This window comes from Candidatus Auribacterota bacterium, assembly GCA_026392035.1.
GTDB lineage: Bacteria > Auribacterota > Tritonobacteria > UBA1439 > UBA1439 > JAPLCX01.
In genome coordinates, this window is sequence record JAPLCX010000091.1 from 1 (window position 1) to 26200 (window position 26200).

Consider the following 26200-nt stretch of genomic DNA (forward strand, 5'->3'; position numbering starts at 1 on the left):
TGGAATTTGCCCGAGCAACCGCCTCCGCGCATTTATACACGGCGGGAAGGTCACGTAAAAAATGTGTTGGAGACTCGAAGCTAAAATGCCCTCCTTTCCTATGAAAGCTGGGCTTCTATGCCAAAATCTGCGAAAGTCGGGCTAATTTAGAAGGGTGTAGAAGTTTGCACGTGTCGATTCATGACCCCTTTACCAGTTGTGTATTGGTACTTGCAAACAAATGGATTATCTGCTATGCTTTTTTCAGAAAATAAGGAGGGTCTGTGAGATGAGCGCAAGATGGTTTTGCAGTCTTGCCCTAGTTGCCGCGCTGGTGCTTTACTGTGTGGCTGCGCCCGCAGAGACGCCTGTCCCGAAAAAGCAAGGGCTGCATCTCTCCATTCAAAAGGCAACGGTTGACGCGGGCTCCCCTGTTGACCTTCATTGGGAAATTGTGCCGGACGGGCAGAGCTCCGTCTCGATAATTCTCGGCCTCATCCGCCCCGATGGCGGCATCCAGTACTACAAGGGCCCGGGGAAAGGATTTGCTGTTTTCGAGACCATCGAATCAGCCAAACGCATCGTGAGCGACTTCCCGTTCAATACCGCGATGAGCGCCGTCCTGAGCGTGACGATCCCTGCTGAGTGGCCCAAGGGAACGTACCAGTTCATCGCGGCGGTGATGAATGGCAAGACAGTTATCGAAATAGACTACGGCAACTCCTTTACCGTCCGATAAAAAAGGGCAGCAGTCTCCCGACTACCGCCCTCTCTTTTTCTCTACTTTCTTACCCTTTTCACTTATCACTAATCACTTTTCACTGCAGTACTGGTGGGCAGGGAAGGATTCGAACCTTCGAAGGCAAAGCCAGCAGATTTACAGTCTGCCCCCTTTGGCCGCTTGGGTACCTGCCCTATGAAGCAGGGTGAAGGGAGAAGGAATAAGCGATACGGGTCAACGTTAAAGAGTTTTCCCTAATCCCTTCTCTCTTCCCCCTTCTCCCTGCAGTACTGGAGCCGATGATCGGAGTCGAACCGATAACCTGCTGATTACAAATCAGCTGCTCTGCCAGTTGAGCTACATCGGCCTGTTACACAGCGCTATTTTACCACAGCTCTCTGTGAACAATCAATCCGGCAAAGAGCTCCAAATCGCCCGTGAGTCCTATGGCCCCGGATTCTTACCGAATATTCATATCGAACAAAAACGGTCGGCACGCGTATATCAACCCCTTACACGGCAGCTACAGCTTTGCTACTCAGTTGGCGGCTCGTCGGGCCGTTATGCTTCTTGATCACAGGTCCCCCTCTCGCGTCACTTCGCTGGTTGTATATCTATTCCATTTTACCTAATCATTGAGGTTTTTTGTGTCTATCGGCTTAAGCCATATTTTAGGCAACAATGGTATTGACAATAAACAGCGCCATGGTATACTTTGTATAGATTAGGATACTTGTTATACAATTCATACTAAGGGGCGTATTGAATGAGGGTAGGTTCTACTCCAGGAAAGGAGGGAGAGATGAGAGAACAACCTATTATTTATGGCACGGCGGTAGTGGGAACAAAGGGGCAAATCGTTATTCCTGCGGAAGCAAGAAAAAGAATGGGTATTAAACCGGGTGACAAATTAGTTGTTATTCCCGGGCCCCCATTCCACAAACGGATAATCAGTCTTATCCCCGAAGACGAATTTGCCAAACTTCTGAGCATGCTCTCGAATCAGCTGATGGCAATAAAGAGGAAACAATTCTCAGGTAGAAAAAAGAGTTGAACCAGCAGTGTTCCTTGAGCATGTAAAACGTGGGGCTGCGTCTGCATTTTTAGGGGTTCCCGGATTCGGCTTCAGTCTATTAAAAATACCCTTGATTATGTGGGCGACATCAAAGGGCGTGATGAGGCAGTAGTGTATCCCTAGGTAAGCGGCAAGATTATTGAGAAATGCGCAGAGGAAGGACGCAACGTCAAGAAAGGGGACTGGGAAGGAGCACAAAGGAAAACTTGCCGAAGAGCACGGAGACGGGGAAGAAGTCATTTATACCGCAACCACCTAAGGCAAAATAATCTGGACAAGAAAATACTCTTTATCAGGGAAAGGCAGCATGATTGAGTTGAAAAACGTATCCAAGACATACCAGATGGGGAGGGTGAGCGTCCACGCCCTCGTGGACATCTCGCTGAAAATTGAGGAGGGTGAGTATGTGGCGATCATAGGGCCCTCCGGCTCGGGGAAATCAACGCTCCTCCATGTCATAGGCTGCCTGGACAGGCCCGACGCAGGTTCCTATCGGATTGGTGGGCGCGAGCTCACCAAACTTACGGATGACCAGCTCGCGGTGCTCCGGAACAGGACGATTGGTTTTGTCTTTCAGCAGTTCCACCTCCTGCCATACGCCAACGCTTTGGAAAATGTCGAACTCCCTTTGATCTACGCCGGCCAGCGCCACCTGAAGGAAAGAGCATGCACCAGATTGGGTGAGGTCGGCCTCTCGGAGCGGGCTGCTCATCGGCCTATGGAAATGTCCGGGGGAGAGCAGCAGAGGGTGGCCATCGCACGCTCTTTGGTGAACGAACCGCCCATCATACTCGCGGATGAGCCGACGGGGAATCTCGACAGCAAGAGCGAGCAGGAGATCATTGCGATACTCGATAGTCTGAATAGGCAGGGGAAGACGATCGTCATGGTGACGCACGAGCCGGAGATCGCACGGCGCGCCAGGAGGACCATCTCCATGCGGGACGGGCGGATCATCTCGGACGAGCGGAGGGTCCCCGAGGGTAGCGAGTCGAAGACGTCACAACCGGCGGGGCAATTTCAGAATCTTATGGCGAGTGCTCATGCAAGCGTGGGGAAGGCGGAATTCGGCGACCATATACGCCAGGCGCTTCGCGCGATAAGCACGCACAAGATGCGCTCATCGCTCTCCATGCTCGGCATCCTCATCGGAGTGGGCGCGGTTATCGCGATGCTCGCTTTGGGGAGAGGAGCGAAGCAATCGATCGAGCAGAGCCTTGCATCGATGGGATCCAATCTCCTCATGGTGAGAGGTGGATCGCACCGGCTCCATGGAGTGGCCCTCGAGACCGGCGCCGTAACCCGGCTCACGTTCAAGGACGTTGAGTCCATCGCACGCCTTCCCAACATCAGCGGGGTCGCCGCCTCTGTCTCCGGACGCGGACAGGTTGTCTATGGTAACAAGAACTGGAACACGCAGGTCGAGGGCACCGGCACCGAGTACGAGCAGGTCAGGTCTGCCAGCCCCACAATGGGCAGGTTCTTTACACAGGAAGAACTCAGAAAGCGCGAGAAGATGGCCCTCCTGGGCACCACGGTTGTTAGGCAGCTCTTCGGGGACGTTTCTCCGGTGGGGGCGACGATCAAGATCAACCGGGTGAACTTCCAGGTGATCGGCGTCCTGGCGGAGAAGGGGGCGGCCGGTCCCATGGACCAGGACGACACGATACTTATCCCGATCACGACGGCCATGTACCGCCTCCTCGGGAAAGATTATCTCGACTCGATCTATGCGGAGGTGGCTGACACGTTGCGGATGGACGATTCCGAAAAAGAGGTCAAGGATATCATCATCATGAATCATCGCCTCCCGAAAGATAACCAGGACTCTTTCGAGATAAGAAACATGGCAGATATTAAGAACGCCCTCGAGACTACCACCCAGACGATGACATGGCTCCTCGGCTCCATTGCGGCGATCTCGCTCCTCGTGGGAGGGATCGGGATCATGAACATCATGCTCGTCTCTGTCACAGAGAGGACCAGGGAGATAGGTCTCCGCAAGGCGATTGGGGCGCGCGGAGTTGACATCATGATCCAGTTCCTCATCGAGTCGGCGGTGATGACGTTAAGCGGAGGACTCGCGGGAATCGCGCTGGGTGTCGGCGCGGCAGCCCTCATGGCGAATCTAGCGGGCTGGGCGGTGCGCGTCTCTGCGTTCTCGATAGTGCTCGCGGCGTCGTTCTCGATTGCGGTGGGGGTCCTCTTCGGGCTCTGGCCCGCCAAGAACGCTGCTGCCCTTAACCCTATCGAAGCGCTCAGGTACGAATAACCCATAACAAATTGTTTGACGGGCAGGTTGTGATAAAAACCATAAAAAGCCTGAATCAGCCGACTTCAGATGGCTTCCAATAATGGAGGAAACATGCGATTCATATTGTGCTTCACATCATGCGTGCTATGCCTGTCAGGGAGTGTGATCCCCGCTGCGGCCCAAAGCAGAGTGATCCTACCAGCGAACAAGGCCTTTACGGATACGGGGGTTGATCTCAACACGGACGAGCCGTTCAGGATCACCGCCTCAGGCGAAATTGAAATCACGGGCCCGTCGTACATGGGACGAGACGGCTTCGACTGGCGCGTCGGCCCGATGGGGTCGTACCGGCATCGGAAGACCGACCATGACAAGGTGTTCCCTCTCCCCTCGGCGGATAAGGGCCCTGCACCAGGCTACTGCCTCATTGGAAAGATAGGGGACGACGGCACACCGTTCTTTGTGGGTAAGGATCACTACAGCGATGCACATACCGCGGGGAGGCTCTATCTCGGGATAAACGATTTTGATCTGACCGACAATACAGGGAGCTTTGTTGCGAATATTGCGGTGGGCGATGAGGCGGCTCCCCCCGAGGAGAGGCCGGATAACGTTGTCTATACGGCGGCAGAGATGCCGGCGGGCCTGCCGGTTCCCGACGCCCGTGTGGTTCTCCTCTACGTGGACGGCCTGCGCTACGACGTGTTACGCGATATGGCGATGGGCGGATATCTTCCCGCAATCAAGGAGCTCTTCTTCGACGGAGGCACTGACTTTGTCAATGCGTTTACAGTGTTTCCATCAAGCACTCTGGCAAGCAATGCGACACTCTATACAGGAGTTTTTAATAATCGGTCGGGGATCAAGGGAAACAACTGGTTCGACAGGAAGAGGAGGAAGGCCGACACATATCTAGAACCGTTCGGACCTCCCATAGCAACAGATGAACTCAGGCCGGCCGGTTTGCGACACTTGGGTATAATCATGGAAAAGGCCGCGCTATTTCCATTCCCCGGCGCCCGCAGCCGGTACGAAGATAAGAGAAGCAATGATGTCCTGCTCCTTGCGGATTACCTGCGCGACCAGGGATTGAACTATTCAAGCACGTCGCAACCGATCCTCTCTTCTTCGCCCCCGAACCGTTACGAGGTGGACGCCTCTACGGTGATACCGCCTTTTTATTTTCACCGGGCAAAGGATTACGGCGATGAGATCAATGCCCGGTTCGGCGACGACCTTGTGCTCAGGCCCGACGCCAAGATAATGAACTTCTGGTTCCCCAACGTAGACACGACTTGCCACGATTCTCCCCGCGCGCAGTTCGGGGCAGCGAGGGTAGCCCTGGCGAACCTGGACTCGCGCATCGGAGCTATCAAGGATAAGCTCATTAAGAAGAAGGTATGGGATCGCACCTACCTATTTTTATTTGCCGACCATGGCACAATGGGCGGGAAGGGCAGCATTCTTCAGAAGGTCGATCTGGGGAAGGGTTTCTTTTACAAGTCGATCGCCGATGCCGATAATGACCATCTGCTGGACCCCGGATCGGGTATGGGGTGCAATATCAGATGGTACGACGACTACTATACGCGGAAGGGGAGGAAAAAGAACGGCTTTGTATTCGTAGATTACGGCGAAGGAGAGGCTCGCGTCTATCTCCCCTATGGCGATGTGGACTCCGGCGAATGGCTCCGCCGCAACACCCTATATGATCTCACGCAGTACGCGGTCGCGCCCGGCTACGCTCCGGTGAATCTCGTAGAGCGCCTGCTGGCGTTGGACATGGGAGATAAGAATCTATTCCCGGAAAAGGTTCCGGGGCATCCGGTCGCCCAGGTTCTGGTGAAGCTGGATAATAACCGCGTCGCGGTATTCGGCCAGGAAGGGACCCAGGCGATAATTGAGCGGAGGGCGGAGGGGAACTGGAAGTTTTTATATAGATATATTCCCGCCAGGGGGATCCGGTGCGGCTCTGATGGCAAAATTTCTTTTGAGGAAACGGCGGATGCAGATCCTCTCGGATATATCAAAGCCGGGATTTCACCCGACCTGCTAAGGGAATATCATACGGAGCACGAATGGCTGGACGGAAGCAAATACCTTCTTTACCCGGATGCGATAGTGGTAATCGCGAATCAAATGTTCTGGGACGGTATACTGGCGCAGAGGGAGCAGAGATTCTCTCCCGATATGATGCTTTGCGCGGCTAACGGCTGGTCTTTCGAGAGATCCGAAGAGCCTTCAGGCGGACATGGATACTTGCTCTATCCTTCGATGCGCATCCCGCTCCTTGTGGCGGGGCCAAACGTGAGGAAGGGAATTATGATCAGTGACGGCGCCAGGTCGGCTGATCTCGCGCCCACAGTGCTCTCTCTTCTGCGTATCCCGTATAACAGCGAGCGGCTTGACGGCAAGGCCCTGCGCGGCTTTCTGAAATGCGAAGGTGAGGCGGATCGTCCCGGCGGCGGAGGTTCTGCGAGTGCGCTCCTGGCCAGGCTCCCGTATAAAGAGGAGGAGCTTGAGCCGGGTGATCTGGTTGCTGAGTATGAGAAACGCAAGGAGGCGAAGAAGCCCGAGTCGCTCGTCGCCGACCTGCGATACCAGGGGCACAACCTCGAAAAGCCGACTGATATACACGTCATAGCGGGAGAGATATTCGGCCTCTTCAACAGGGAGGCGCTCGTTGATCTCGACAACCTGTTCGACTTAGCCTATCCCGGGAACAAGAAAAAACCCATAGAAACAGGCCTGGCCAAGCTCACCGAGGGGTACGACAAGCTTCCGGACAGTTATCCGAAGGAGCGCTGCCGGGAGCTCATGCATGCCCTCCAGATAAAGGAGCTCACATACGGTGACGCGCCGGCGATCATCCTTATGAGCCCCACCGGAGCCGCCGGGCGGGGAGCGGCCTTCAGGGTGACTCTGCTGCTCGAATGGATCGAGCATATCTTCTCCGACATGGACCGCGCGATGCTCTACCCGATCAGGGATAAAAATATTCGCGTGGTGAGCAACGTCAATTATCTGCTCGCGGGGGTACGGATTACCGTCGATAAGGTGTCGTGGGGTCTCACGCATTACGTGGGGAAGGCGCTCTACGACGGGATCTACCATATAGAGAAGGCTGATGAAAAAGTGGTGCGCGCGGTGAAGAATCAGCAGTAGGAACGATGCTCGACGTAGCTTCCCCCTAGTCCTTTGCACAATTTTGCGCGGCCGTATACCCCGAGAGCGTCTCCTCGATCCGCTCGAATCGGTAGTAACCGGCAGATTCTGCATCGCCCGTCTATGGGCTCCCGTATTGACAGCGATCCTGATAATATGGGGGGGGTTAAAATTAGTGAAGGGGCGCTTGAAGGCTGTAGAAAAAGATTCGCCGAGGTGAAGCTCCGGGGCACGAGATCGAGGGGCCCATGGCGATCATGATCCTGGGGGGACTTATAGCCTCCACCGCCCTCAACCTCATGGTGATGCACACGCTCGCGTCATTTCTCTCCCGTAGTGTATCAGTGTAGGGATGTTATTCCGAATTGATGCACCCCCGTCGGGGAATGCCATACTGCCCTGGCAGAACGTTTCCCATCGCCCCGCAGAAGAATCAGAAGAAGAGATGGTGAAATTTGATTTAAACGGTGTGTTTGTTGAGCACATTGCTAAATTGGTGAGCGATTTTACCGGAACAAACTTTATCGTCAGTGAGAAGGCCAGGGGAACCAGAATTACGATTATGTCTCCCAAGTTATCACGGGGAGCATTAAATATCTGACATGTCATCGCGAGGAGCGTAGCGACGAAGCAATCTCAACCCTTTGGGCAGCAGGAGATTGCTTCTCCCGCCAAGGCGGGATCTCAATGACCATGGCAAAAAATGTAAAGAATAATGTGCTCCCATTAGTAATTCCCATAAGCCAGTTGCTCAAAACTTTTGAATCGGCGCTTGATGCGAACGGCTTAGCCATGGTGCCGGATGGTGAGATCATGAAGATTGTCCCAAAAGAAACAGCTCCTTAGATTGTGTGGTTGTCATTCAATTCCCCAGCACCGCATTGTTCTCCAGCCACTGCGCGGAGCCATCCCTCGCCTGCCGCGTCCTAAATAATGTTTCATTCACTCTTCACAATTTTGTTACAATCAACTCTTCACAGGCCTTCTGGCGAGGATACAGACCTCTTCTATCTGCAAAGGCAAAATCCCTCCGCCACGACGCGACAGGCCTTTTAAGAATCTGATACGAATTTGACGGAGGAGCGGGCGCATTGAAATCACTGTTCAGGAAAATAGTGGATGCCGTGACGGGGCGGGCAAAGTCAGCGGAGTACAAACACCCCTACGTGAGAGCGTCTCGGGTGGAGAAGGAGAGGATCACCCAGGCGGTAACGCCTCCGCGTGTTCCGCAGGAACAGCAACATCGCGGTAACTCACCCTCCAGAGAGAGAAATGCGCGACCACGTTCATACCCCCAAGGGAGGGATCAGCGGGGCAGGGGGCCCAGACGGCATCCTCCTCATCCCCACCCGCGCCCCGGCGGCGGGCGCCAGGGCCAGGCATCTCCCCGCCAGGCTATTCAGCCAGCTGCGCAGCAACCGACCCCGCAGCCCGCTCGCCAGCCTGTCCAGCAACCTGTCCCTGCCTATTCGGCAGGCAGGCAGCCAAGCATTAGCTCAGACCGAAGCCCTGGCCAAGGAGGGCCTGTCCTCCGCCCGACTCCTACCGGGAGGCAGGGACGAGCAGGAAGCTTGAGCGCGGGCGGGCGGCCTCACCATAGAAAGGCTATCCCGCCGCTGCCGCCTCTCATCCCTGTTCCGCCCGCAATGGGGAAGACCCGTTTCACCGACATGGACATCGCAAGGGAGGTTCTCTGCGGCATCCAGGATCTGCAATTTGAGTACTGCACGCCTATCCAGCAGCTGTGCCTGCCGCACCTTCTTGCCGGCAAAGACGTCACGGGGAAAGCGCAGACCGGCACGGGGAAAACCGCCGCCTTTCTCGCCTCCGCACTCACCCATATCCTGCGCCGGCCGCTCACGATGCGCACGCCGGGTTTCTGCCGCGTCCTGGTCCTCGCGCCGACGCGGGAGCTGGCCATCCAGATTTACAAGGACGCGGAGGCGATCAGCAAGTATTGCGGGCTCAACCACCTCGTCCTGTTCGGCGGGATGGGATACGTGGAACAGCGGAATGCCTTGAAGAGGCCCATCGACATCCTCGTGGGCACGCCGGGCCGCATCATCGATTACTCACGCAGCGGGCACCTCCAATTATCGCAGACGGAGATACTGGTCATCGACGAGGCCGACCGGATGCTCGATATGGGATTCATCCCCGACGTCCGGCGCATCGTGTCAAAGCTCCCGCCCGCGGGGAAACGGCAGACGATGTTTTTCAGCGCCACCCTCACCCCGAATATTGTGCGGCTCGTGGAGCGCTGGCTCGTGAATCCGGTGACGGTTGAATCGGAGCCCGAGCAGTTGGTGACCGGGCTCATCGACCAGCGGTTCTATTCTGTCGCCGCTGACGAGAAGTTCGCGCTGCTCTGCTGGCTCCTCGGTCACGACGAGGCGAGCAGGATCCTGGTCTTCTGCAATCGAAGGGATGGCTGCCTGAGGATCGCCAGGCGTCTCACGCAGTACAGGATCCACTGCGGCCTGCTCACCGGCGACGTCCCCCAGGAAAAACGCCTGCGGATACTCGAACGGTTCCGCGACGGCGACACCCCCGTTCTTGTCGCAACCGATGTCGCGGCGCGCGGAATTCATGTGGAGTCCGTGAGCCACGTGGTGAACTACGATATGCCCCAGGATCCAGAGGATTATGTGCACCGGATCGGCCGCACCGGCAGGGCCGGTGAGAAGGGGAAATCAGTGGCATTCGTGGACGAGTACGGCGCCTTTGTGATTCCCGCCCTCGAGAAGCTCCTCGGGAGTAAGATCACATGCATCCCCGTGACGGAAGATATGGTGCGGCTCCCGTCCCCGCCGCCCGCACCGCCGGGGACGGGGCGCGGGCACGGCGACCGGCATGGCGCGATGCACAGGCATCACGGGCACGGCCCTGATCATCAGCCCCCGGCGGCCCAGGTGCGGGAACAGCCCCCGCCCGCGAAGCCCGATCCCCAGACTGATAGTCACGTTCTGTCAGTGCCGGAGATTCCGATACCGACGCCGACTGCGAAGCCCGATCCCCGGGTTGAAAAACAGGAGCGCGCACCTGAAAGCCCCGGACACGCGATTGAAACCCACGAGCGCGCCGGCGGAGGAAATCCTCCCAGTAATGTCGGTCCCGATGGTCTGTAATTATACGTAACCCGCACATCGTGTAATGAATCCTTTTTTGTTCACCAAAGGCCGGTTGCCAGAATCATCCATATCCGATAGACATCTGCATATACCTCCTACATCCTGAGCCATCCGCCTTGACTGAGAGAATTTTTTGTATTGCCAGTCTCCACCATTATGTCCACCTACGAGGTGGAATAGATCCCTATTGTAACCGTAGCGCACCCTTCAGGGTGTCCTAGTCAAGATGCGCTCCCGGAGCGCCTTTTTTGCACACAGCGTGAAAATATATGGAATAAAATGCCGGCCCACTTCGTCTTATAAGGTGAAGCAACAAAGGGCGCCATCTGATCAGTGAGGGCGCGCTCAACCGGAAGGGAGGGATTGGAAATGAGCTGGGATGAGGACGCCGCACGGAAGGCCGTGAAAGAATTCCATGCGCTCTTGGCGAAACTTGAGACGGAACATCCTGAGTGCATCAGGCAGCTGCGGGAGACATGGAAGAAGCAGTACCTGCACTGCGGGCACAAGAGGCTGGGGCGAATTGTATTGGGATATTCCCCCGAGGAGGCATGCAAAGGCCGCGCCGGAGCCGAATAGCCCCAACATAAGAATGGTAAGACCTCGGAAGGTGTGAAAAAATCGTAATGGGTCACTTATGGGGGGCGCTAATTCACTCCACTCAGTGTTTTCATCCACGGATTGACACGGATTTACACTGATAACCCGTTTATTACTGAGAGCAGGAAATGTTTGACACGTCATTGCGAGGAGCGCAGCGACGAAGCAATCTCAACTCATTGAGGGGCAACAGATTGCTTCTCCCGCTTAGCGGGATCGCAATGACAATTTCTCATATCAGTGTACACGCGCTGAAAATACGATTTTTTCACACCTTCTCGGTTATGAGGAGGGTGTTGTAGTATCTATCACTCCTGCGGCCTGCCCGCCACTGCAAGCAGGGCCTTGTAGTCGGGAAGCAGGAGTCCAAATCTCACTCGGGACTCGCGCTCCCCGATTTCTCGAGGACAAGTTTTGCTGGAGTGAGAAGGACACCCCAGGCCCCATGAGACTGATAGGATACTCAAAATGCCCGATCCTTCTAATCTAGTAGACGGAGAGATATCATATGATGTCGCGTAACTGCTCAGGAGCCAGAATTCAGGAGTCAGGAGTTAGAATGAGGACGCCAGCGGCGACATTTGAGGACTTGGGCTACGGCGATGTTTCCGAGTTACTAATGGAAGCACATTATTCTTTACACTTTTTGCCATGGTCATTGCGATCCCGCCTTGGCGGGAGAAGCAATCTCCTGCTGCCCAAAGAGTTGAGATTGCTTCGTCGCTACGCTCCTCGCAATGACATGTCAGATATTTAATGCTCCCCGTGATAATGCAGTTACTCGAAGAGGTCAGCAAGCTCCTGGAAGCTTATTCGCGATCCATTCTGGATTCTGGCTCCTGACTTCTGACTACCTGAGTAGTTACCGATTTTCACTGCTTCAATCCAGTGCCCGCATGCCACAATTTAGAGCAGCGATACGGCAGGAGACGCGGAACCTCACGCAGGTGCTTTTAGTGAATGATTATAATGCCTTGCGATAACGTATGTTGTGACTGAATTGGTTTTTACGGGTATCAGGGCAGTAATGGCACGCCTTATGCTCTATTTTATAAATGAGTTGAAAAGGAGGTGTGCAATGAGAAAGCTTTTGATTGTGGTTCTGGGCCTCGGACTCCTGCTCGGCGCCGGGACAACTTTCGCGGGAGGCCCGAGGCACGGCGGGGGCGGGTATCGCGGAGGTTGGGGCGGCTATCATGGCAGATGGGGAGGTTATCACGACGGCTGGCGCGGCTATCACGGTGGCTGGGGCGGACATCACGGCTACTGGGGTGGTGGCTGGGATGGTTATTATGGCGGGCAGGGATGGTACGGCCGTGGGTGGCAGGCCCCCTATATTGTCAATTCGGCTCTCAATGCAGGCCTGGCAGCATACGCTATTCATGAAGTCTCTCAGAACTGGGATGGAGGTTACTATGGCGGGTATGCCTATCCGGGCTATTATTCCGCTCCGGCATATTCTTATCCATCATACTACTCACCCCCCTGCTATGCGCCGTCGGTCAGTTACGAGCCAGTGGGCAGCCAGATTGTCACAGAGACTGTTACTGTTGTTGAATGAACATGCTGTAGAGAAGTCTGGGACGGTGAATTCGAGACCTTCATATCCACCTACGAGGTGGAATGGGTTCTTTTCTCTTGCGCGCTGACGGCATTTGCACTATGTTAAGTAATCTGTCACCCACAACCCTTGCACATAGCTAATGTCTAGAATTGTAGTCATAGACCTCCTCTTTAACTGGCCGCCGGACGGCGGGGCCCGTGTCGATCTCAAGGAGGTCATGTCGCGGCTCAGCCAAAGCCATTCCGTAACGCTCCTCGTGCCGGATTTTCAGGATTACTTTCCCAGGGGGAGGATCATCGGAGATTTCCCTTTCGAAATAATCAAACTTCACTTCACGAAAGCGACATTTAACGCGCTGAATCTGCCGCGCGTTTTCAGGAAGGCGATACAGAAGATCAAGCCCCATAAGCTATTTATTGCTGACGGCTGGTATCTCAAGTTTCCCCTCGCTGCCGCGCTCAAGGAATACCGTCCCATCCTGCGCTTCTATGCCTATGAGGGCCTCTGCATCAAAGACTACGGCACGCAGTTCCGCGATGGGAAAATCTGCCCGAAGAATTATCTGCGCGACACACGCGAGTGCACCCTGTGCGCGATGAAGAATCACCGCTTCCGCCCCCTGAACATGTTCTCGCATGAGTTTCTCGCCTCGCTCGCCTTCACGCCGCTCTACAGGAGATGGGTCGAGCGGGCGATCCGCTCGGCATCCACCCTAGTCGTCTATAATAGGTTCATGCAGGAAACGCTCTCGCCGTATCATCGGGATGTGCGCGTGATCCCTTCCGGCGTCGATGTCGCCGCGCTCCAAAACGTTCCCGGGCATCGCCCGGGAGGCGTACCGACGATCCTCATGACAAGCCGGATGGGTGACGAAGGAAAAGGGTTCTACGTGCTGCGCGAGGCTGTGAGGATACTCACGCAGAAGGGGCTGAATTTCAAAGTCATCATCCCGACCTATAGCCGTAGCGAACCAGTAGATGATGCGATAGAATACCTCCCATGGCACTCACAGGAGGAACTTCCGGCACTCTACGCCATGGCCGACATCTGTGTGGTGCCTTCCGTGTGGCGCGAGCCGTTCGGCATCGCCGCGGTTGAGGCAATGGCCGCAGGGAAACCGGTGGTGGCCTCGCGGGTGGGGGGACTTGAGGATATCATTGAGGACGGCGTGACGGGCTTCCTGGTCGAACCCGGCAATGTGCGGGCGTTGACCGAAAGGCTCATCACCCTGATAGACGATGCGTCTCTCCGTACAAGGATGGGGGATGCTGCAAAGCAAAAAGCAAGGTGCCACTATGATTGGGGGCGCATCATCACCATGTACGATTTCCTTACTGAAAGCAGGATGTGAAAGACTCGCCCGAGAACGATGAATAGCTATAGTCAACCACAGAGAGCATGGGAATCATTTGTCGGCTCACGGGTGTGCATGTTCATGTCCTTCCTCATCATCGTCTTCCTGACCAAATACCCAACTTTGGATTTCCCCTTCCTCGGGGATGATGCTAAATTCTGGAACATACCAAAAGCGTTCTGGGTAGCGCAGCACGGATTCTACCCGATACCTTGGAAAGGACTCCCTCGCGAGCTAGACATTGATCATCCCCATCACCCTTGGATGGATAAAGAAATACGCGGTGCAGACCATCCCCCTCTCAATTATGAGCTCCTCGCTGTCCTCTATGCAATTTTTGGATGCTCGCATCGAGCGTTCCATGGCGCATTCCTGTTCCTGGGCGCACTCACACTTTACTTCACCTATCTTCTCGGCAAGAAGATGTTTGATTCGAATACAGGCCTCTTTGCAGCCTTGATGCTGTTCTTCTCTCCTCTCTTTTTTGCACAAATCCCGGAGCTCAACGATGACGTCCCGACCATGCTCTTCTCGGTCATTACCGCATACGCATACATTACCGGAAGTCTCTGTGGGTACCTCGTGGCGGGCACATGTCTGACACTCTCGAAAGAATCCGGTCTCATAGTGATTCTGGTTATACTGATTCACGCGGCAATGAAGGAAAATGGTTGGAGAATGCTTATTCATAGAAAAGTAAAGAAACTCATCTGCGAGCGGAGATTATATGTATATGTAATCCCCCTCATTATTTTCCTCGGATGGATGATATGGCATTTTTGCGAAAAGGGATGGGCCCTCTATATTGCACGGCATTACCCCGCGAATTTGTGTGAATATCTGAATGATCTCAGACACGTCGCTCACTTTGTCTTTCTCTCTCAAGGCCGTTTTCTTTTCATCCCGGGCTTCATATTCCTTCTGGCTGCCAGCCGTGCGAGACTATCCAAAACACAGCGGCAAACAATATGGCTCCTTGCCGGTTTTGTGACCGCCTTCACAGCCTTTTATGCGTCGTTTGATGTGTTTTACCATATGCGCTACTACCTCGTTCTCTTCCCGTTCTTTTACGTCGTAGGAGCATTATCGATCCGTCTCCTATTTAAAAAATGGGCGCTTGCTGCAAGTTCCGTCCTGGCCATATGTGTCATTTTTTCATCGTACTGGCACCTCAATCCGGAAATGGAGGAGGCAAACATATGCTATCATGATGTGCTAATGGTTAAAAGGGCTGTGTCAGATTATTTGCAGGACAGGTTTCCGGGAAGGCGGATATGGGTCGAGGAGTTCTACTACCTTGATTTAGCGTACCCATACGTAGGGTATGTGAAGGAGTCCCTTAATGTTCTGCTTATCCCACCGAAGGGGACGGAATTTCACTACCAACCAAGTGATTTGTTATTGGAAAGTTTATCCCCGGGATGGTTGTATGAATTGAACGATCTACATGGGCGGATTGCTTTGCTGCCTAAGAGACTTGTGACGAGATTTCAAATAGGGCGCGAATATACCAATATCTATCTGTTGCAATAGAGGTATGGAACAAGAAAGGCATTGCTCGCCACTTCGCCGATGGCATGGTAGTCTGCCGAACCATTACTATTGTAGGATATGAAAAGCCTTATTGGTAATCCACCCTGGAGGAAAGGCAATCGCCTCGGCGTGCGGGCCGGTTCGCGATGGCCGTTCACCATGGAGGTCCCCGACGGAAGCCGCATCCCGCCCTATGTGCCATTCCCATTCTTCCTTGCCTATGCCGCGGCAGTTCTCGAGCGCGAGCGCATTCCGGTCATGCTCATTGATGGGATCGCTGATGGATTGACGGAGGAGGAATACATCGCGAAAGTTGTCGCGTTCAACCCTGACCTCGTCCTCCACGAAACATCCACCGCTTCTATTGATATCGATCTGCGCATCGCAAAGAAGATCAAAGAATCTACATGCGCGCGGATCGCACTGACCGGCCCCCATGTCAGCGTCCTCAAGGAACACATCCTCAAGGAAAATGCATTCGTGGACTTTATCCTCGCTGGCGAATACGAACTCACGCTCCTCGATCTGTCCGAACATCTGATGAACGCAAGGCCGCTCGAAGAGGTCAAAGGCCTCTCCTTCAGGAAGCCCGACGGGACGATTCAGACCAGCCCGCGCAGGCCCTCGATCAAGGGCCTTGACAGTCTTCCCTGGCCGGCACGTCACTTCCTGCCGATGGAGAACTACAGGGACGCCTTCTGCGACATGCCGCACCCGATGCTCCAGATGTGGGCGAGCCGCGGCTGCCCGTACCGCTGCGTCTTCTGTCTGTGGCCCGACGTGATGTACGGCGACCACGAGTATCGCATTCGCGATCCCGGGGACGTGGTGGACGAGGTCGAATATTGCCAGAAAAAATACGGATTTAAATCCTTCTATTTCGATGACGATACTTTCAACCTCGGCAAGGCCCGAATCATCACGCTCTGCCGCGAAATAAAAAAACGGAACCTCGGCATTCCATGGGCGGCGATGTGCCGGGCGGACGCAATCGATGAGGAGATACTCCGCGAGATGAAGGACTCCGGTCTCATCGCCGTCAAATATGGGATCGAATCAGCCAGCCAGAAGATCGTCAACGCGAGCGGCAAGAAGCTCGACCTGAAAAAAGCGGAAAAGGCAATTGAACTCACCAGGAGGCTGGGGATACGCTTCCACCTCACCTTCACCTTCGGCCTCCCGGGGGAAACATCCGAAACAATTAAAAAAACGATTGAGTACGCCCTTGAAAAAGATCCGGACTGCCTCCAGTTTTCACTCGCGACCCCCTTCCCAGGAACTCAATATTATGAGCGCCTCAGAAAAACGGGCCACATCGCCGCCAGCTCGTGGGAGGAGTACGATGGATCTGGCAAATCTGTCATCCGCACTGACCACCTCTCCAATGAAGAGCTTGAGCACTGGCTCTCCGAGGCATACAGGCTGTGGGGTGAGCATCAGAACGAGAAAGCCATCCAGATCGGTGCTGCTACAGAAGGGCGGCGGAAGGTGAGCCTGTATATTCCTTGCTATAATGCCGCCAAAACTCTCAAATCCTGCCTGGAAAGCATTCTCGCGCAGACGTACCCCGTTGATGAAATAATAATTGTGGACGATGGCTCTACTGATGAGACCGTTGCGATCGCCTCTCGCTATCCGGTAAAGATCATCCGACATCAAAAGAATTTCGGCCTCGCCGCCAGCCGCAACACCGCCTTCCGCACCGCGAGAAACGAGTTCGTCGCCGCCGTGGACGCCGATGTCGCCCTCGACAGGGATTGGCTCAAGATCCTGATGGCGAACTTCACTCAATCCGAGATCGCCGGCGCCTGCGGCAAGCTTACCGAGCGGTACCAGAACAGCATCGCCGACCGCTGGCGCGCGGTTCACTGCAGGCAGCACTTCGGGGATGAGCAGCTTCTGAGTCCCGATTTCCTCTACGGGAGTAACAATGTCTTACGCATTGATGCGGTAGTAAAAATCGGGCTCTATGATCTTAAATATCGAAGCAACTATGAGGATGTGAATCTGGGGCATCGCCTCAGGGCGGCAGGATACACTATCCTCTATCAGCCTGCGGCGAGAGCGGAGCACCTCAAGAGGGATGGTATCTTTTCCGCCCTCGACATGGACTGGCGCTGGTGGATATACTACTATGAGGGTGCGGGTAAATATTCATCTCTGAGAAAGACAATTTTGGCAAACTGGCGAAAGATGCTGGATTATATCCATAGCGATTGGGCCGGGGGGGATAAGAACTTCGTCTTCATTGATCTCTTGCTCTTTTTTACCCAAACGTACAAGGATCTCAAATATCGCCCCTGGCTCAAGAATATCAAATGATCCCGGAGTAAAGGGTCAGAAGATGCGAAAAAATTGCGATTTTGTCATTGCGGGCCCCAAAGGGGCGCGGCAATCCCGAGCCTGTCGAAGGGCTCTTCGTAATGACATGTGGAATATTTGATGCTCCCTTTAATAGGTTTTTGTTAAAATTGTTATGTGGAGGTGAGATGAATGAAATATCCCGTGGTCGTGCATAAAAGCGAATATGGCTATGATATCCACTGCCCACTTCTTCCTGGTTGTCATAGTCAAGGGGATACGGTTGAAGAGGCCTTAGAAAATATCAAAGACGCGATCGTCACCTACCTTAAGATGATATCAGAGGAAACTAAAAGCGCTCTCTATGAAGTGGAGGTCGCTGTCTAGTGCTATTTACCGATCTTTCTTCTGACCGCATTGTTAAAGCCCTTCTTAAAGTTGGCGGCATGAGCGTCATCAAACAATTGCATGGGGTTTACAGTGGATAATCCTGCCATCAGCGTCATCATCCCTACGTACAACAGAAAAGACATTCTGCAAAAAGTCCTTGATGCTTATAAGGACCAAAGCCTGCCTCAGGAACAGTTTGAAATCATCATTATTGACGATGGTTCCACAGATGGCACCAAAGAATCGGTTGCAAAAGCTTCTCAAACGCAGCCAAATATCCGTTACTTCCACCAACCCCACGGCGGCCCCGCGAAGGCGAGAAATCTCGGGATCGAGCAGGCAAAAGGCCCCATTATTCTCTTCACCGGTGACGACTGCATTCCCGATAAGCACCTGCTGCAGGAGCACCTCCGCCTACATAAAAAAGGTGAAGCGATTGCAGTCCTCGGTCATATCGATTGGCACCCTGATTTAGAAATAACGCCGTTCATGAGCTACATCAATATTGATACGCAGTTCAGTTATCCCAGGATCAAAGAGGCTCCGCAGAACGTTCCCTTTGGATATTTCTACACGTCGAATATATCAATTCCAAAGAAATATTTCGAGCTGGTCGGTACCTTTGACACTGATTTCACCGAGGCGGTTTGGGAGGATGTAGAGCTCGGTTATCGTATTTGGAAAAGCGGGGTCCGAATTGTCTACAATTCACAGGCCATCACGTATCACTACCACGCGGTAGATATCGAAGATTACATCCAGCGCCAGCTCAGAGCCGGCAAAGCTGCGGCTGTTCTCTACAAAAAGCACCCCGAGCTGATTGACTTCCTCCGCCTCCCCAGGGTCACCAGCCCCGAAGTTCGATTTCGCTTCTATCAAGCCCTTCTCGACTACTACTATTTTGTCGGCCTTCAGGAAGCCCTTCAATCTGAAAAGAAAGATCAATTGCTTCTCCCCCTTGAAGACAGGTTGAAAAACTGGTCCGACATTGAAAAGGACCGCCTGATGAAGGAAGTCCACGCACTGGAAAGGCTGATAGCAACAAAAACTCAGGAGATCCACAGAAGGGATCGGCAAATCCATCAAAAAGACGGCGAAATAGCAAGGCGGGATGGCGAAATAGTCAAAAGGGATAAGCTTATCGAAGAGCTTCACAATAAAAACCAAGAAAAATATTACAGGATTGTCGAGCTCGAAAAACTAGAAGTCCGCCTCAAAAGCTCACTCCTCTATCGTATTTACAAGCTCTTCAGAAAATAGCAGAAATTATTGCCAGTACCCCGCTGATCCATGTTATAAAATGACAACCTTTGGCTCAAAAGTACCGGTTACTGCCTCTCCATTCTCCTGAGAAAGGGAGAGTCCTCCGTCAAAATGCTTACCTCATTGAATTGGACACCCGCATCAATACAGCGCCTACCCATTGGGACATGGATCTGGTAGGCAAGTTTAAACGTGAATTTCTCGACACTTTTCCTGGGAGTGCAGGAAAAATGATGTGTGTGCCAGTCACCCGCTTCGATAAGTGCATCCCCTATCTGCTCATCTTCCATGTATACCTTCAAATTTTGCGTGGGGGCGTTTTTGATAGGCTGCCGCACATGGAGTTGCAAAATACTTCGGACATCCCTTTGCGTACGTAATAGACAATCTGTTTCGTTACATGTCCAGCGGCACTGAGGACTAGACAGCTCAAGGGGATACCAGCCGTCACCCAGAAGATTATCACTTACTCCCATGATAATTCTATACTGGCTAATCTTTCCCCTATCAGCTCTTTCATAGTCCCAATTGAAGTACGGCAATATATCCGGTTCCAAACCATGCGCTAACATTTTGATAACCGAATACTGGGGAGGGTTTACTTTCCTGAATATGATCGCAGAAGGAAGCCGCAGGATGCAATCAATAAATGGTTTCAACTGGAGCAATGCCCGGTGCCACTCCCGGCGCCTGAGCCAGCGGCGAGCGGTTCCGAGTTCTTTTCTTATGATTCTGCTTATAATGCGTGGCCATACCTCTCGTAGGGGAAAATAGTATAGAATCATCTTGAGACGGTTGCGCAAAATAAAATAATCCTTAAAGGGAGAGCCTTGTTTCGTGCTCGCAGAGAACTTATGGTACACTACCGCGGAAGGAGCGGTTACGATTCTCCATCCCCTGGCATGCAAGCGGAAGGAAAGATCCACATCCTCTAGATAGAACATATGCCAGGGGTCAAATAGCCCTGTTTCTCTCAACGCAGCCACATTCAGCAATACCGCTCCCGCGCAAAAGGAAAAAACGTCTTCGGAATGCCCCATGCTCTTTTTAAACGTCTCCCCCTGATACCTGTCCCATGCATAGGCCATCATATTGAAATCCACACCTATTCCATTGATGATTTTCCTATTGGTGTAGTACATCATACGCGAGGCCACCGCGCCTATGCGTTGATCGGTCTGCACCATTTTTATAAGTTCGGCTAACCAGTCTCGTTCTACCTCGACATCATTGTTCAAGAGCGCAATGTAGTCCGCTCCCTTTTCAAGCCAATATTTCATGCCCCTATTCATTCCCTGTGCAAAATGTTCATTTATTGCATTCTGTATAAGCTGAACATTTGGGAAACACTTCCGAATGTAATCTTGACTTCCATCAGTAGAGGCATTATCAACCAGTGCTATTCCTACGTTCCGATAGTCCAACTTCATTAGGGACGCAAAGCATTCTTCTAAGTGCGCCATCCCGTTATAGTTCAACACAACAATGCCGACAAATGGGACTTTCTGCTCATTGAGCCGTTTTTTCATCGATGCCCTGCAAGGTCTTCGAACCAATACTTTATCTTGTGGTAGCGCTGATCCCATGTACATGATCTGAGAACCTTCTCCCGCCCTTTCTGGCCCATCCGCCGACACAGTTCCGGATCCTTCATAAGATGGGAGAGATATTCGCTGAGCATGTGCACATCTCCGAAAGGCACGAGGAATCCGTCTTCCCCATCAGAAATCACCTCTGGAATTCCCCCCGCATACGCTCCGATTACCGGCTTGCCGGCCAACCATGCCTCAAGAAAAACGATTCCGTAACTATCTGCCCGTGAGGGCAATGCTAAAACATCACATGCCTGGAATAGACTGGCTTTGTCCTCGCCACCAACGTTTCCCATGAGGATACAGGATTCTTTTATCTCCTTTGGTTTCTCGCTGAAATAATTTTGGAACTCTACCGAGGCGTGGCCAGCCATAACCAGTCGCATATGGCCCGGTTGTTTTTTGAGCTTCACAAAAGCATCCAGCAGATGAAACGCGCCCTTATCGTGGATGAGTGCACCAACATAGGCGATGATTTTCTCTTTTTCAGCAATTTTATATTTTGACCTGAAATGTTCAGGATTCCCCCCCGATACATCATCGGGGTTTACTCCCATGCCAAGGATATTGATCTTGCATTCAGAAATGCCTTTTTCTATCAATGCCTTCCTCTCAACCGCCGACTGTACAATCACCAGATTACATGCCTTGAGGACTGAGACCTGGTCTGGGTGGGTATGCATTACTATCTGAGAATCACCGCGCGGCGTACCTGTGTGAACAAACGGGGTTACCGCAAAAGGTTTTCGCCAGAACCGCGCGGCTATATACGCGGGGTAAATGAGGGAATAAAACGGGCTGGGGGTGGCGTGAATGAGATCATAGTGTCGTCCCTCTATAAGCAGATCTCGCCATAGTTCGGGGAGGATGGCTGAGGGGAATCGAAAGAGCAGTCTGCACGTTTTTAGCGGGATTCGCCCTAAGACCTGCCTCGTAAGACCATGGCGAGATGGATGCCTCACGGGGTAACGTCTTACTTTGACACCGTTTATTACTTTGGTAGAAAGATCGGTTTTAGCACGGTCATTAAAAAAAAGATATTCCAGATCCCATGCATTGGTTGTGTAAACGCTGACATCAACTCCGTCCTGTAAAAAACGCTCGGATATCTCTTTTATATAGTTTGGCGCGCCCCCCATGTAGGGCCAATACTGAGTTACCACATTAAGGATGCGCATACAGAGTAACCTCAGGGAAATGCCAAGAACTATCTGATATGGAGAGCTCGGATGAACTTTCTCAACTTTGCCTTCGCTTTGTTCACGAGCATGCGCTTCACTGATATATTATCCTCAGGATTATTCTCAAAGAATTTTCTGCAGTACTCCAAATTCGACTGCAATACCATTACAGGACGATTATTCATATCCCTATCGGGAGCGCGCATTGGATTTTTAACCCAGTTCCTGAGTGGCTCCGTTGTACTCTCATAACTAAACCCGTTTCTGAAGAACTGGTAAGCTTTATCCGCAAAAGCAACCCTCTCTTCCCTGACCAGTTTCGAGAATGCGACAATCTGTTCGGCCAGATCTGATGCATCCCCCACATCGAAAGCCAAGGCCACATCGTTATCCTTCAAAAGATAACTCAACTCGCACAACAATGATGTTATTACAGGTAGTTTGTGTTGGATCATCTCTACGATCCTGGTTCTGGTACCATAGATAGGTTCATAGTTATACTTGTCAATACTTATGCCGAGATCACATTCTGAATACGCTTGAAGCGCTTGAGTGTAGCTGCGCCATCCGAATAGAACAAAACGGTCTCGATATTTCGATTTAGCGATCATCTTCTCGAAGCGGGGATAGGTAAGGTCATCGTGACGTTCCACTCGCCCCCCGATGGAGATGAACTTGATTTTCTCATTCGCTGAAAATGCCTTTTCCAGTGCTGAGAAGAGAGTATCAATATCCGTCCATACGTTGTATCCCCCGCACCATAATACGACGAAGTCATCTTCATCGACATGCCGCCCTCTCAATAACTTTTCCTGTCTCGCTCGTACCACTCTATCCTTTGAAATACCGGGTGGGATTGCATATACAAATCGGTAACCGAAGGTGCATTTACTGAGTCGTCCCAACAAGCTGAGCTGACCCGTTAAAAAATGTTCCTGGCGCGTTCCACATGTTGAAAAAATGTCACCTCTAAAAAGACAGGACTGGTCCTCACGCCAGAACTCGCCAATCCAACGGTCGTCATCATATACATATGATTTTGCTTGTGCTTCACACATGGGGCTGCCGAAAAGATCAATCCACATTGGGGCATTGCTCTTGAGCCGAGCTGCGGTAATAGCACCTACACGCTGGATACCTAGGATACAATCCGGATTAAATTCATCATGAATGGCCTGGACCTTTTTAATAAACTCCATCGTGTCATAATCTATCTGATAATGAATGAGACGCTCTCTTTGAGAAACTTTCATCCCATTGATCGGGTCATAGCTACTGGTCCCGCAGATTGTTATATCGTGTCCGTCCTGAACGAGCGGTTTGATAAACTGCTCCATTCGATAGGACGCGGCAACGAGGCGCTTGTCACTTGCAAATTCAGGTAACACGGCTCCGACGGCAAGGATTTTGGACATGATTTTGATTCCCAACTTATTTAGTGAAAGTACACACTTTCATCCTTATTTCCGTCTTGGCGAATCGCAGATCTGATCAAGGTATCAGTTGGTTGATCATGTCTGCTATCAAATGCGGCCTTGTTGTTTTTCAGCCTATCACACTTCTTTTCTCGCGACTTCCCGGGAGCGGAAAGGTTTCCCATGCTGCCACGTAATATCCTCGAAATCCATGATCAGATCAGGATGAAAATGCTTCCTGATAAAACTGCATGCAGTCCTCAGTTCATCCTCGTTGAGAATTATAGCCTTCTCCTTCGCCTTAACGGCCATGTCGCTCGCGCGGCGGCAATCCAGGATTTCGTCAATAAACTCCCCGTGATCACAGGGGAAATAACACTCTGGATCATATGGATTAACTAGAAGTGTATATGATCCCTTTGAGAAGGTTGCTATTTTTTCTCCAAAATTCCCACTCTTAAAACGTTCCTTGAAATAATCATAATATCGCTCCGGTTTGCAATAAGTAATATGTCCGTCCTCTTCAAGGATCGCTACGAAGAACTGCCGCATACAACGACTGTGCGACTTGGCTCCCTCTTTAATGGAAAGGTGACTTGCCGGTGCAAGCCCTCTCACCGTAACGGGAATCTCAAACTGCTCGTGCCACTCTATGCTCCTGCGGATAAAATCTTCCCACACATCCTTTTTGTGTGCGTAGCTCAGGGGATGGCTACTAGGATAAACTACCTTAATATCTATTGCGACATGCGGGCAATTCCCATTCTTCCAAATTGTCTCAACACGCTTAATTAATTCGGGAAGCCTTTTATACGTCTTTTCAGTTGCGACAGGGACGACTACTATGTAGAAGTTCTGTTCCGATCTTGGTTTGTATTTGACAACTTCCTCGAGGGTATCCAGCAGTATATCACCGTTATATCCTCTATATATCTTGTTAACTTCTCCGACACCGTCAATGCTGAAACATACTCCATTTACGCAAGGCAAGATTTGCAGCAATTTATCTTTTAGAGTCGCATTAGTGTTGAATTCGAGATGAAAATGTTCTCCAAGACCGGCGCGCAGGCGCCGTAGAATATCCACAATATTGGGGACTGTCAGCGGTTCTCCACCGTTGATACAGAGGTGCTTTGGTCTGATCTCTAAAAGCTTTCTGACTCTCGCCTCGATATCGGGATGCTTATAATTAGGCATCGAAGGATAGTGGCAGTAGGTACATTTCAGATTGCACACTTTCGTTATGCACCAGGAAACGACCCAGTGGAAGTTTGGGTATTTCAGATTCATAACATAGCTCGTAAGGCTCATTTGCTGCTCTTTATCTCTCAATAAGGCAGTATTGCTATTGTCCTTTGAGTGGAAAGTGACTATTTTTTACACAATTGTGATATCTATTTTATCATAGATTAGCACGGATGATGTATTCTTAACCTGAATTCTCTGAATCCCCATATTCTCATCAATTGCAAGATAAAACATGCTATGCTTTATTAATAAGTAATCTCAATGCAAAGAAAATGAGAGAACTAATACCACTACCTACACACTGCTGGATTGAAGTGACCTCTCGCTGTAATCTCAAATGCCTATTTTGTGCGCAAACCGTCTGCCCGCAATCAAAAGGAGATATGTCCTTAGAACTCTTTAATGAACTGGAAACCATCTTTAGTCAAACCAAATATGTGCATCTTTATTCAGCAGGGGAACCTTTTATGAACCCCAATTATTTTGGAATGCTGAGACGGGTAAAAGCATACGACAACTTAGTTTATGTTATCACAAACGGTACTCTCTTAGATGAAAGAACATGCATGGGAGTAGTGAATGGGGGTATTGATATGCTGAGCATCTCAATAGATGGTGCATCTGAAAACACATTCAACTATATAAGAAAGGGAGCAGACTTTAACAAGGTTATCGAGAACGTGCGACGTTTAGTTGAAATAAGAAAGTTACTCGATAAGAAGAACCCATATATCGCGATAAATTTTGTACTCACACGGTTAAATATTCCCGAGTTACAACAGATAGTTAGGCTGGCTAAGAACCTAAAAATCGATGGAGTAGTTGTATCTCAGGTTCTTGAATTTGATCCTGTTAAAGATGAAATGGTTAAAGCTCCTAAGGATATCAGGGGATCTCTCAGGCAGGCAATGAAATTGGCCGGTGAATTGAACATCAAGTTTGAACTTCAGTCCTCACTTGTAAAGAAGCTCAACGCCTTAGATATCATGAGGTGGAAACCGTGGTTATCACTGAAGGTTTCCCAAGGTTCGCGGAGAAAAGCATGTTCTTCACCATGGGAGGCTGTCCTGGTAAGATGGAATGGTGACGTCCACCCGTGCTGCTCAGTTAGTCCTGTTCTAGGAAATGTGAATAAGCAAGATTTCAAAGCTATTTGGAACGGTCCCGTGTACACTGATTTTCGTCGAAGATTATTGAGTGATAAACCTCCCGAAGAGTGTAGAAAATGCGTCGCTGCACTATGGTCGGACCCTATTCCATCAAGGCTTAACATGAAGAAGATAGTTTCAGGGCAACTAATACAAACGTCTTAAATAAAGTGACATAGTGGGCTTTTCGTGCTAATCTTAAAGCATGAAAAATCCCACATTAAATCTAACGCATTCGGAAGCAACGAAAGAAAACCTGTTAAAACTGGCCGACAAGATTCCCGGA

The 26200-nt window shown here is 51.6% G+C and carries 19 protein-coding genes and 2 tRNA genes; 15 read left to right on the forward strand and 6 right to left on the reverse strand.

Annotated elements, in window-relative coordinates; all coding sequences use genetic code 11:
- Positions 1-268 precede the first annotated feature (268 nt).
- The gene (locus tag NTX71_10065; protein MCX6340244.1) at positions 269-718 is read left to right on the forward strand and encodes a hypothetical protein; all 450 of its coding nucleotides are present in this window, start codon (positions 269-271) and stop codon (positions 716-718) included.
- 91 nt (positions 719-809) lie between these two features.
- On the opposite strand, the gene NTX71_10070 is transcribed toward NTX71_10065, so the two are convergent.
- A tRNA-Tyr gene (locus NTX71_10070) sits at positions 810-894 on the reverse strand.
- A 97-nt stretch (positions 895-991) separates the two neighbouring features.
- Positions 992-1067, reverse strand: a tRNA-Thr gene (locus NTX71_10075).
- 435 nt (positions 1068-1502) lie between these two features.
- Between NTX71_10075 and NTX71_10080 the strand changes: the two genes are divergently transcribed.
- From NTX71_10080 to NTX71_10140, 13 genes are all read left to right on the forward strand, one after another.
- Positions 1503-1754, forward strand: a complete 252-nt coding sequence (locus NTX71_10080; protein ID MCX6340245.1) for an AbrB/MazE/SpoVT family DNA-binding domain-containing protein — start codon at positions 1503-1505, stop codon at positions 1752-1754.
- A gap of 328 nt (positions 1755-2082) precedes the next feature.
- Positions 2083-4047 carry an ABC transporter permease gene (locus NTX71_10085; GenBank protein ID MCX6340246.1) on the forward strand — a complete coding sequence of 655 codons (1965 nt, stop codon included), beginning with the start codon at positions 2083-2085 and terminating at the stop codon, positions 4045-4047.
- Positions 4048-4140: 93 nt separating this feature from the next.
- On the forward strand, positions 4141-7194 hold the full coding sequence (locus tag NTX71_10090; GenBank protein ID MCX6340247.1) for an alkaline phosphatase family protein: 3054 nt from the start codon (positions 4141-4143) through the stop codon (positions 7192-7194).
- 687 nt (positions 7195-7881) lie between these two features.
- Positions 7882-8040, forward strand: a complete 159-nt coding sequence (locus tag NTX71_10095; GenBank protein ID MCX6340248.1) for a hypothetical protein — start codon at positions 7882-7884, stop codon at positions 8038-8040.
- 426 nt (positions 8041-8466) lie between these two features.
- Complete coding sequence (locus NTX71_10100; GenBank protein ID MCX6340249.1) at positions 8467-8769, forward strand: hypothetical protein; 303 nt, start codon at positions 8467-8469, stop codon at positions 8767-8769.
- Positions 8766-10322 (forward strand): DEAD/DEAH box helicase, encoded by a 1557-nt coding sequence (locus tag NTX71_10105; protein ID MCX6340250.1) that lies wholly within the window; start codon positions 8766-8768, stop codon positions 10320-10322. Before NTX71_10100 ends, NTX71_10105 begins: the two co-directional genes overlap by 4 nt.
- Before the next feature lie 372 nt (positions 10323-10694).
- Positions 10695-10904, forward strand: a complete 210-nt coding sequence (locus NTX71_10110) for a hypothetical protein (protein ID MCX6340251.1) — start codon at positions 10695-10697, stop codon at positions 10902-10904.
- Between the two features lie 1099 nt (positions 10905-12003).
- Positions 12004-12486: a hypothetical protein gene (locus NTX71_10115; protein ID MCX6340252.1), complete on the forward strand. Its 483-nt coding sequence runs from the start codon at positions 12004-12006 to the stop codon at positions 12484-12486.
- Positions 12487-12628: 142 nt separating this feature from the next.
- The gene (locus NTX71_10120; GenBank protein ID MCX6340253.1) at positions 12629-13840 is read left to right on the forward strand and encodes a glycosyltransferase family 4 protein; all 1212 of its coding nucleotides are present in this window, start codon (positions 12629-12631) and stop codon (positions 13838-13840) included.
- Positions 13841-13924: 84 nt separating this feature from the next.
- Entirely contained in the window at positions 13925-15376 is a 1452-nt protein-coding gene (locus NTX71_10125; protein MCX6340254.1) for a glycosyltransferase family 39 protein, read from the forward strand.
- 78 nt (positions 15377-15454) lie between these two features.
- A complete protein-coding gene (locus NTX71_10130; GenBank protein ID MCX6340255.1) occupies positions 15455-17698 on the forward strand; it encodes a glycosyltransferase in 2244 nt (747 codons plus the stop codon).
- Between the two features lie 171 nt (positions 17699-17869).
- Complete coding sequence (locus tag NTX71_10135) at positions 17870-18064, forward strand: type II toxin-antitoxin system HicB family antitoxin (protein MCX6340256.1); 195 nt, start codon at positions 17870-17872, stop codon at positions 18062-18064.
- Positions 18065-18157: 93 nt separating this feature from the next.
- On the forward strand, positions 18158-19327 hold the full coding sequence (locus NTX71_10140; protein ID MCX6340257.1) for a glycosyltransferase: 1170 nt from the start codon (positions 18158-18160) through the stop codon (positions 19325-19327).
- A 68-nt stretch (positions 19328-19395) separates the two neighbouring features.
- On the opposite strand, the gene NTX71_10145 is transcribed toward NTX71_10140, so the two are convergent.
- The 4 genes from NTX71_10145 to NTX71_10160 all read right to left on the reverse strand — a co-directional run bounded on the left by NTX71_10145 (position 19396) and on the right by NTX71_10160 (position 24808).
- The gene (locus tag NTX71_10145) at positions 19396-20859 is read right to left on the reverse strand and encodes a glycosyltransferase family 2 protein (GenBank protein ID MCX6340258.1); all 1464 of its coding nucleotides are present in this window, start codon (positions 20857-20859) and stop codon (positions 19396-19398) included.
- On the reverse strand, positions 20856-22100 hold the full coding sequence (locus NTX71_10150; protein MCX6340259.1) for a glycosyltransferase family 4 protein: 1245 nt from the start codon (positions 22098-22100) through the stop codon (positions 20856-20858). The genes NTX71_10145 and NTX71_10150 overlap by 4 nt, the downstream gene beginning before the upstream one ends.
- A gap of 29 nt (positions 22101-22129) precedes the next feature.
- Complete coding sequence (locus tag NTX71_10155; GenBank protein MCX6340260.1) at positions 22130-23518, reverse strand: glycosyltransferase; 1389 nt, start codon at positions 23516-23518, stop codon at positions 22130-22132.
- Between the two features lie 138 nt (positions 23519-23656).
- The gene (locus tag NTX71_10160) at positions 23657-24808 is read right to left on the reverse strand and encodes a radical SAM protein (protein MCX6340261.1); all 1152 of its coding nucleotides are present in this window, start codon (positions 24806-24808) and stop codon (positions 23657-23659) included.
- A gap of 230 nt (positions 24809-25038) precedes the next feature.
- On the opposite strand from NTX71_10160, the gene NTX71_10165 reads away from it, so the two are divergent.
- Positions 25039-26079, forward strand: a complete 1041-nt coding sequence (locus NTX71_10165) for a radical SAM protein (GenBank protein ID MCX6340262.1) — start codon at positions 25039-25041, stop codon at positions 26077-26079.
- Positions 26080-26200 lie beyond the last annotated feature (121 nt).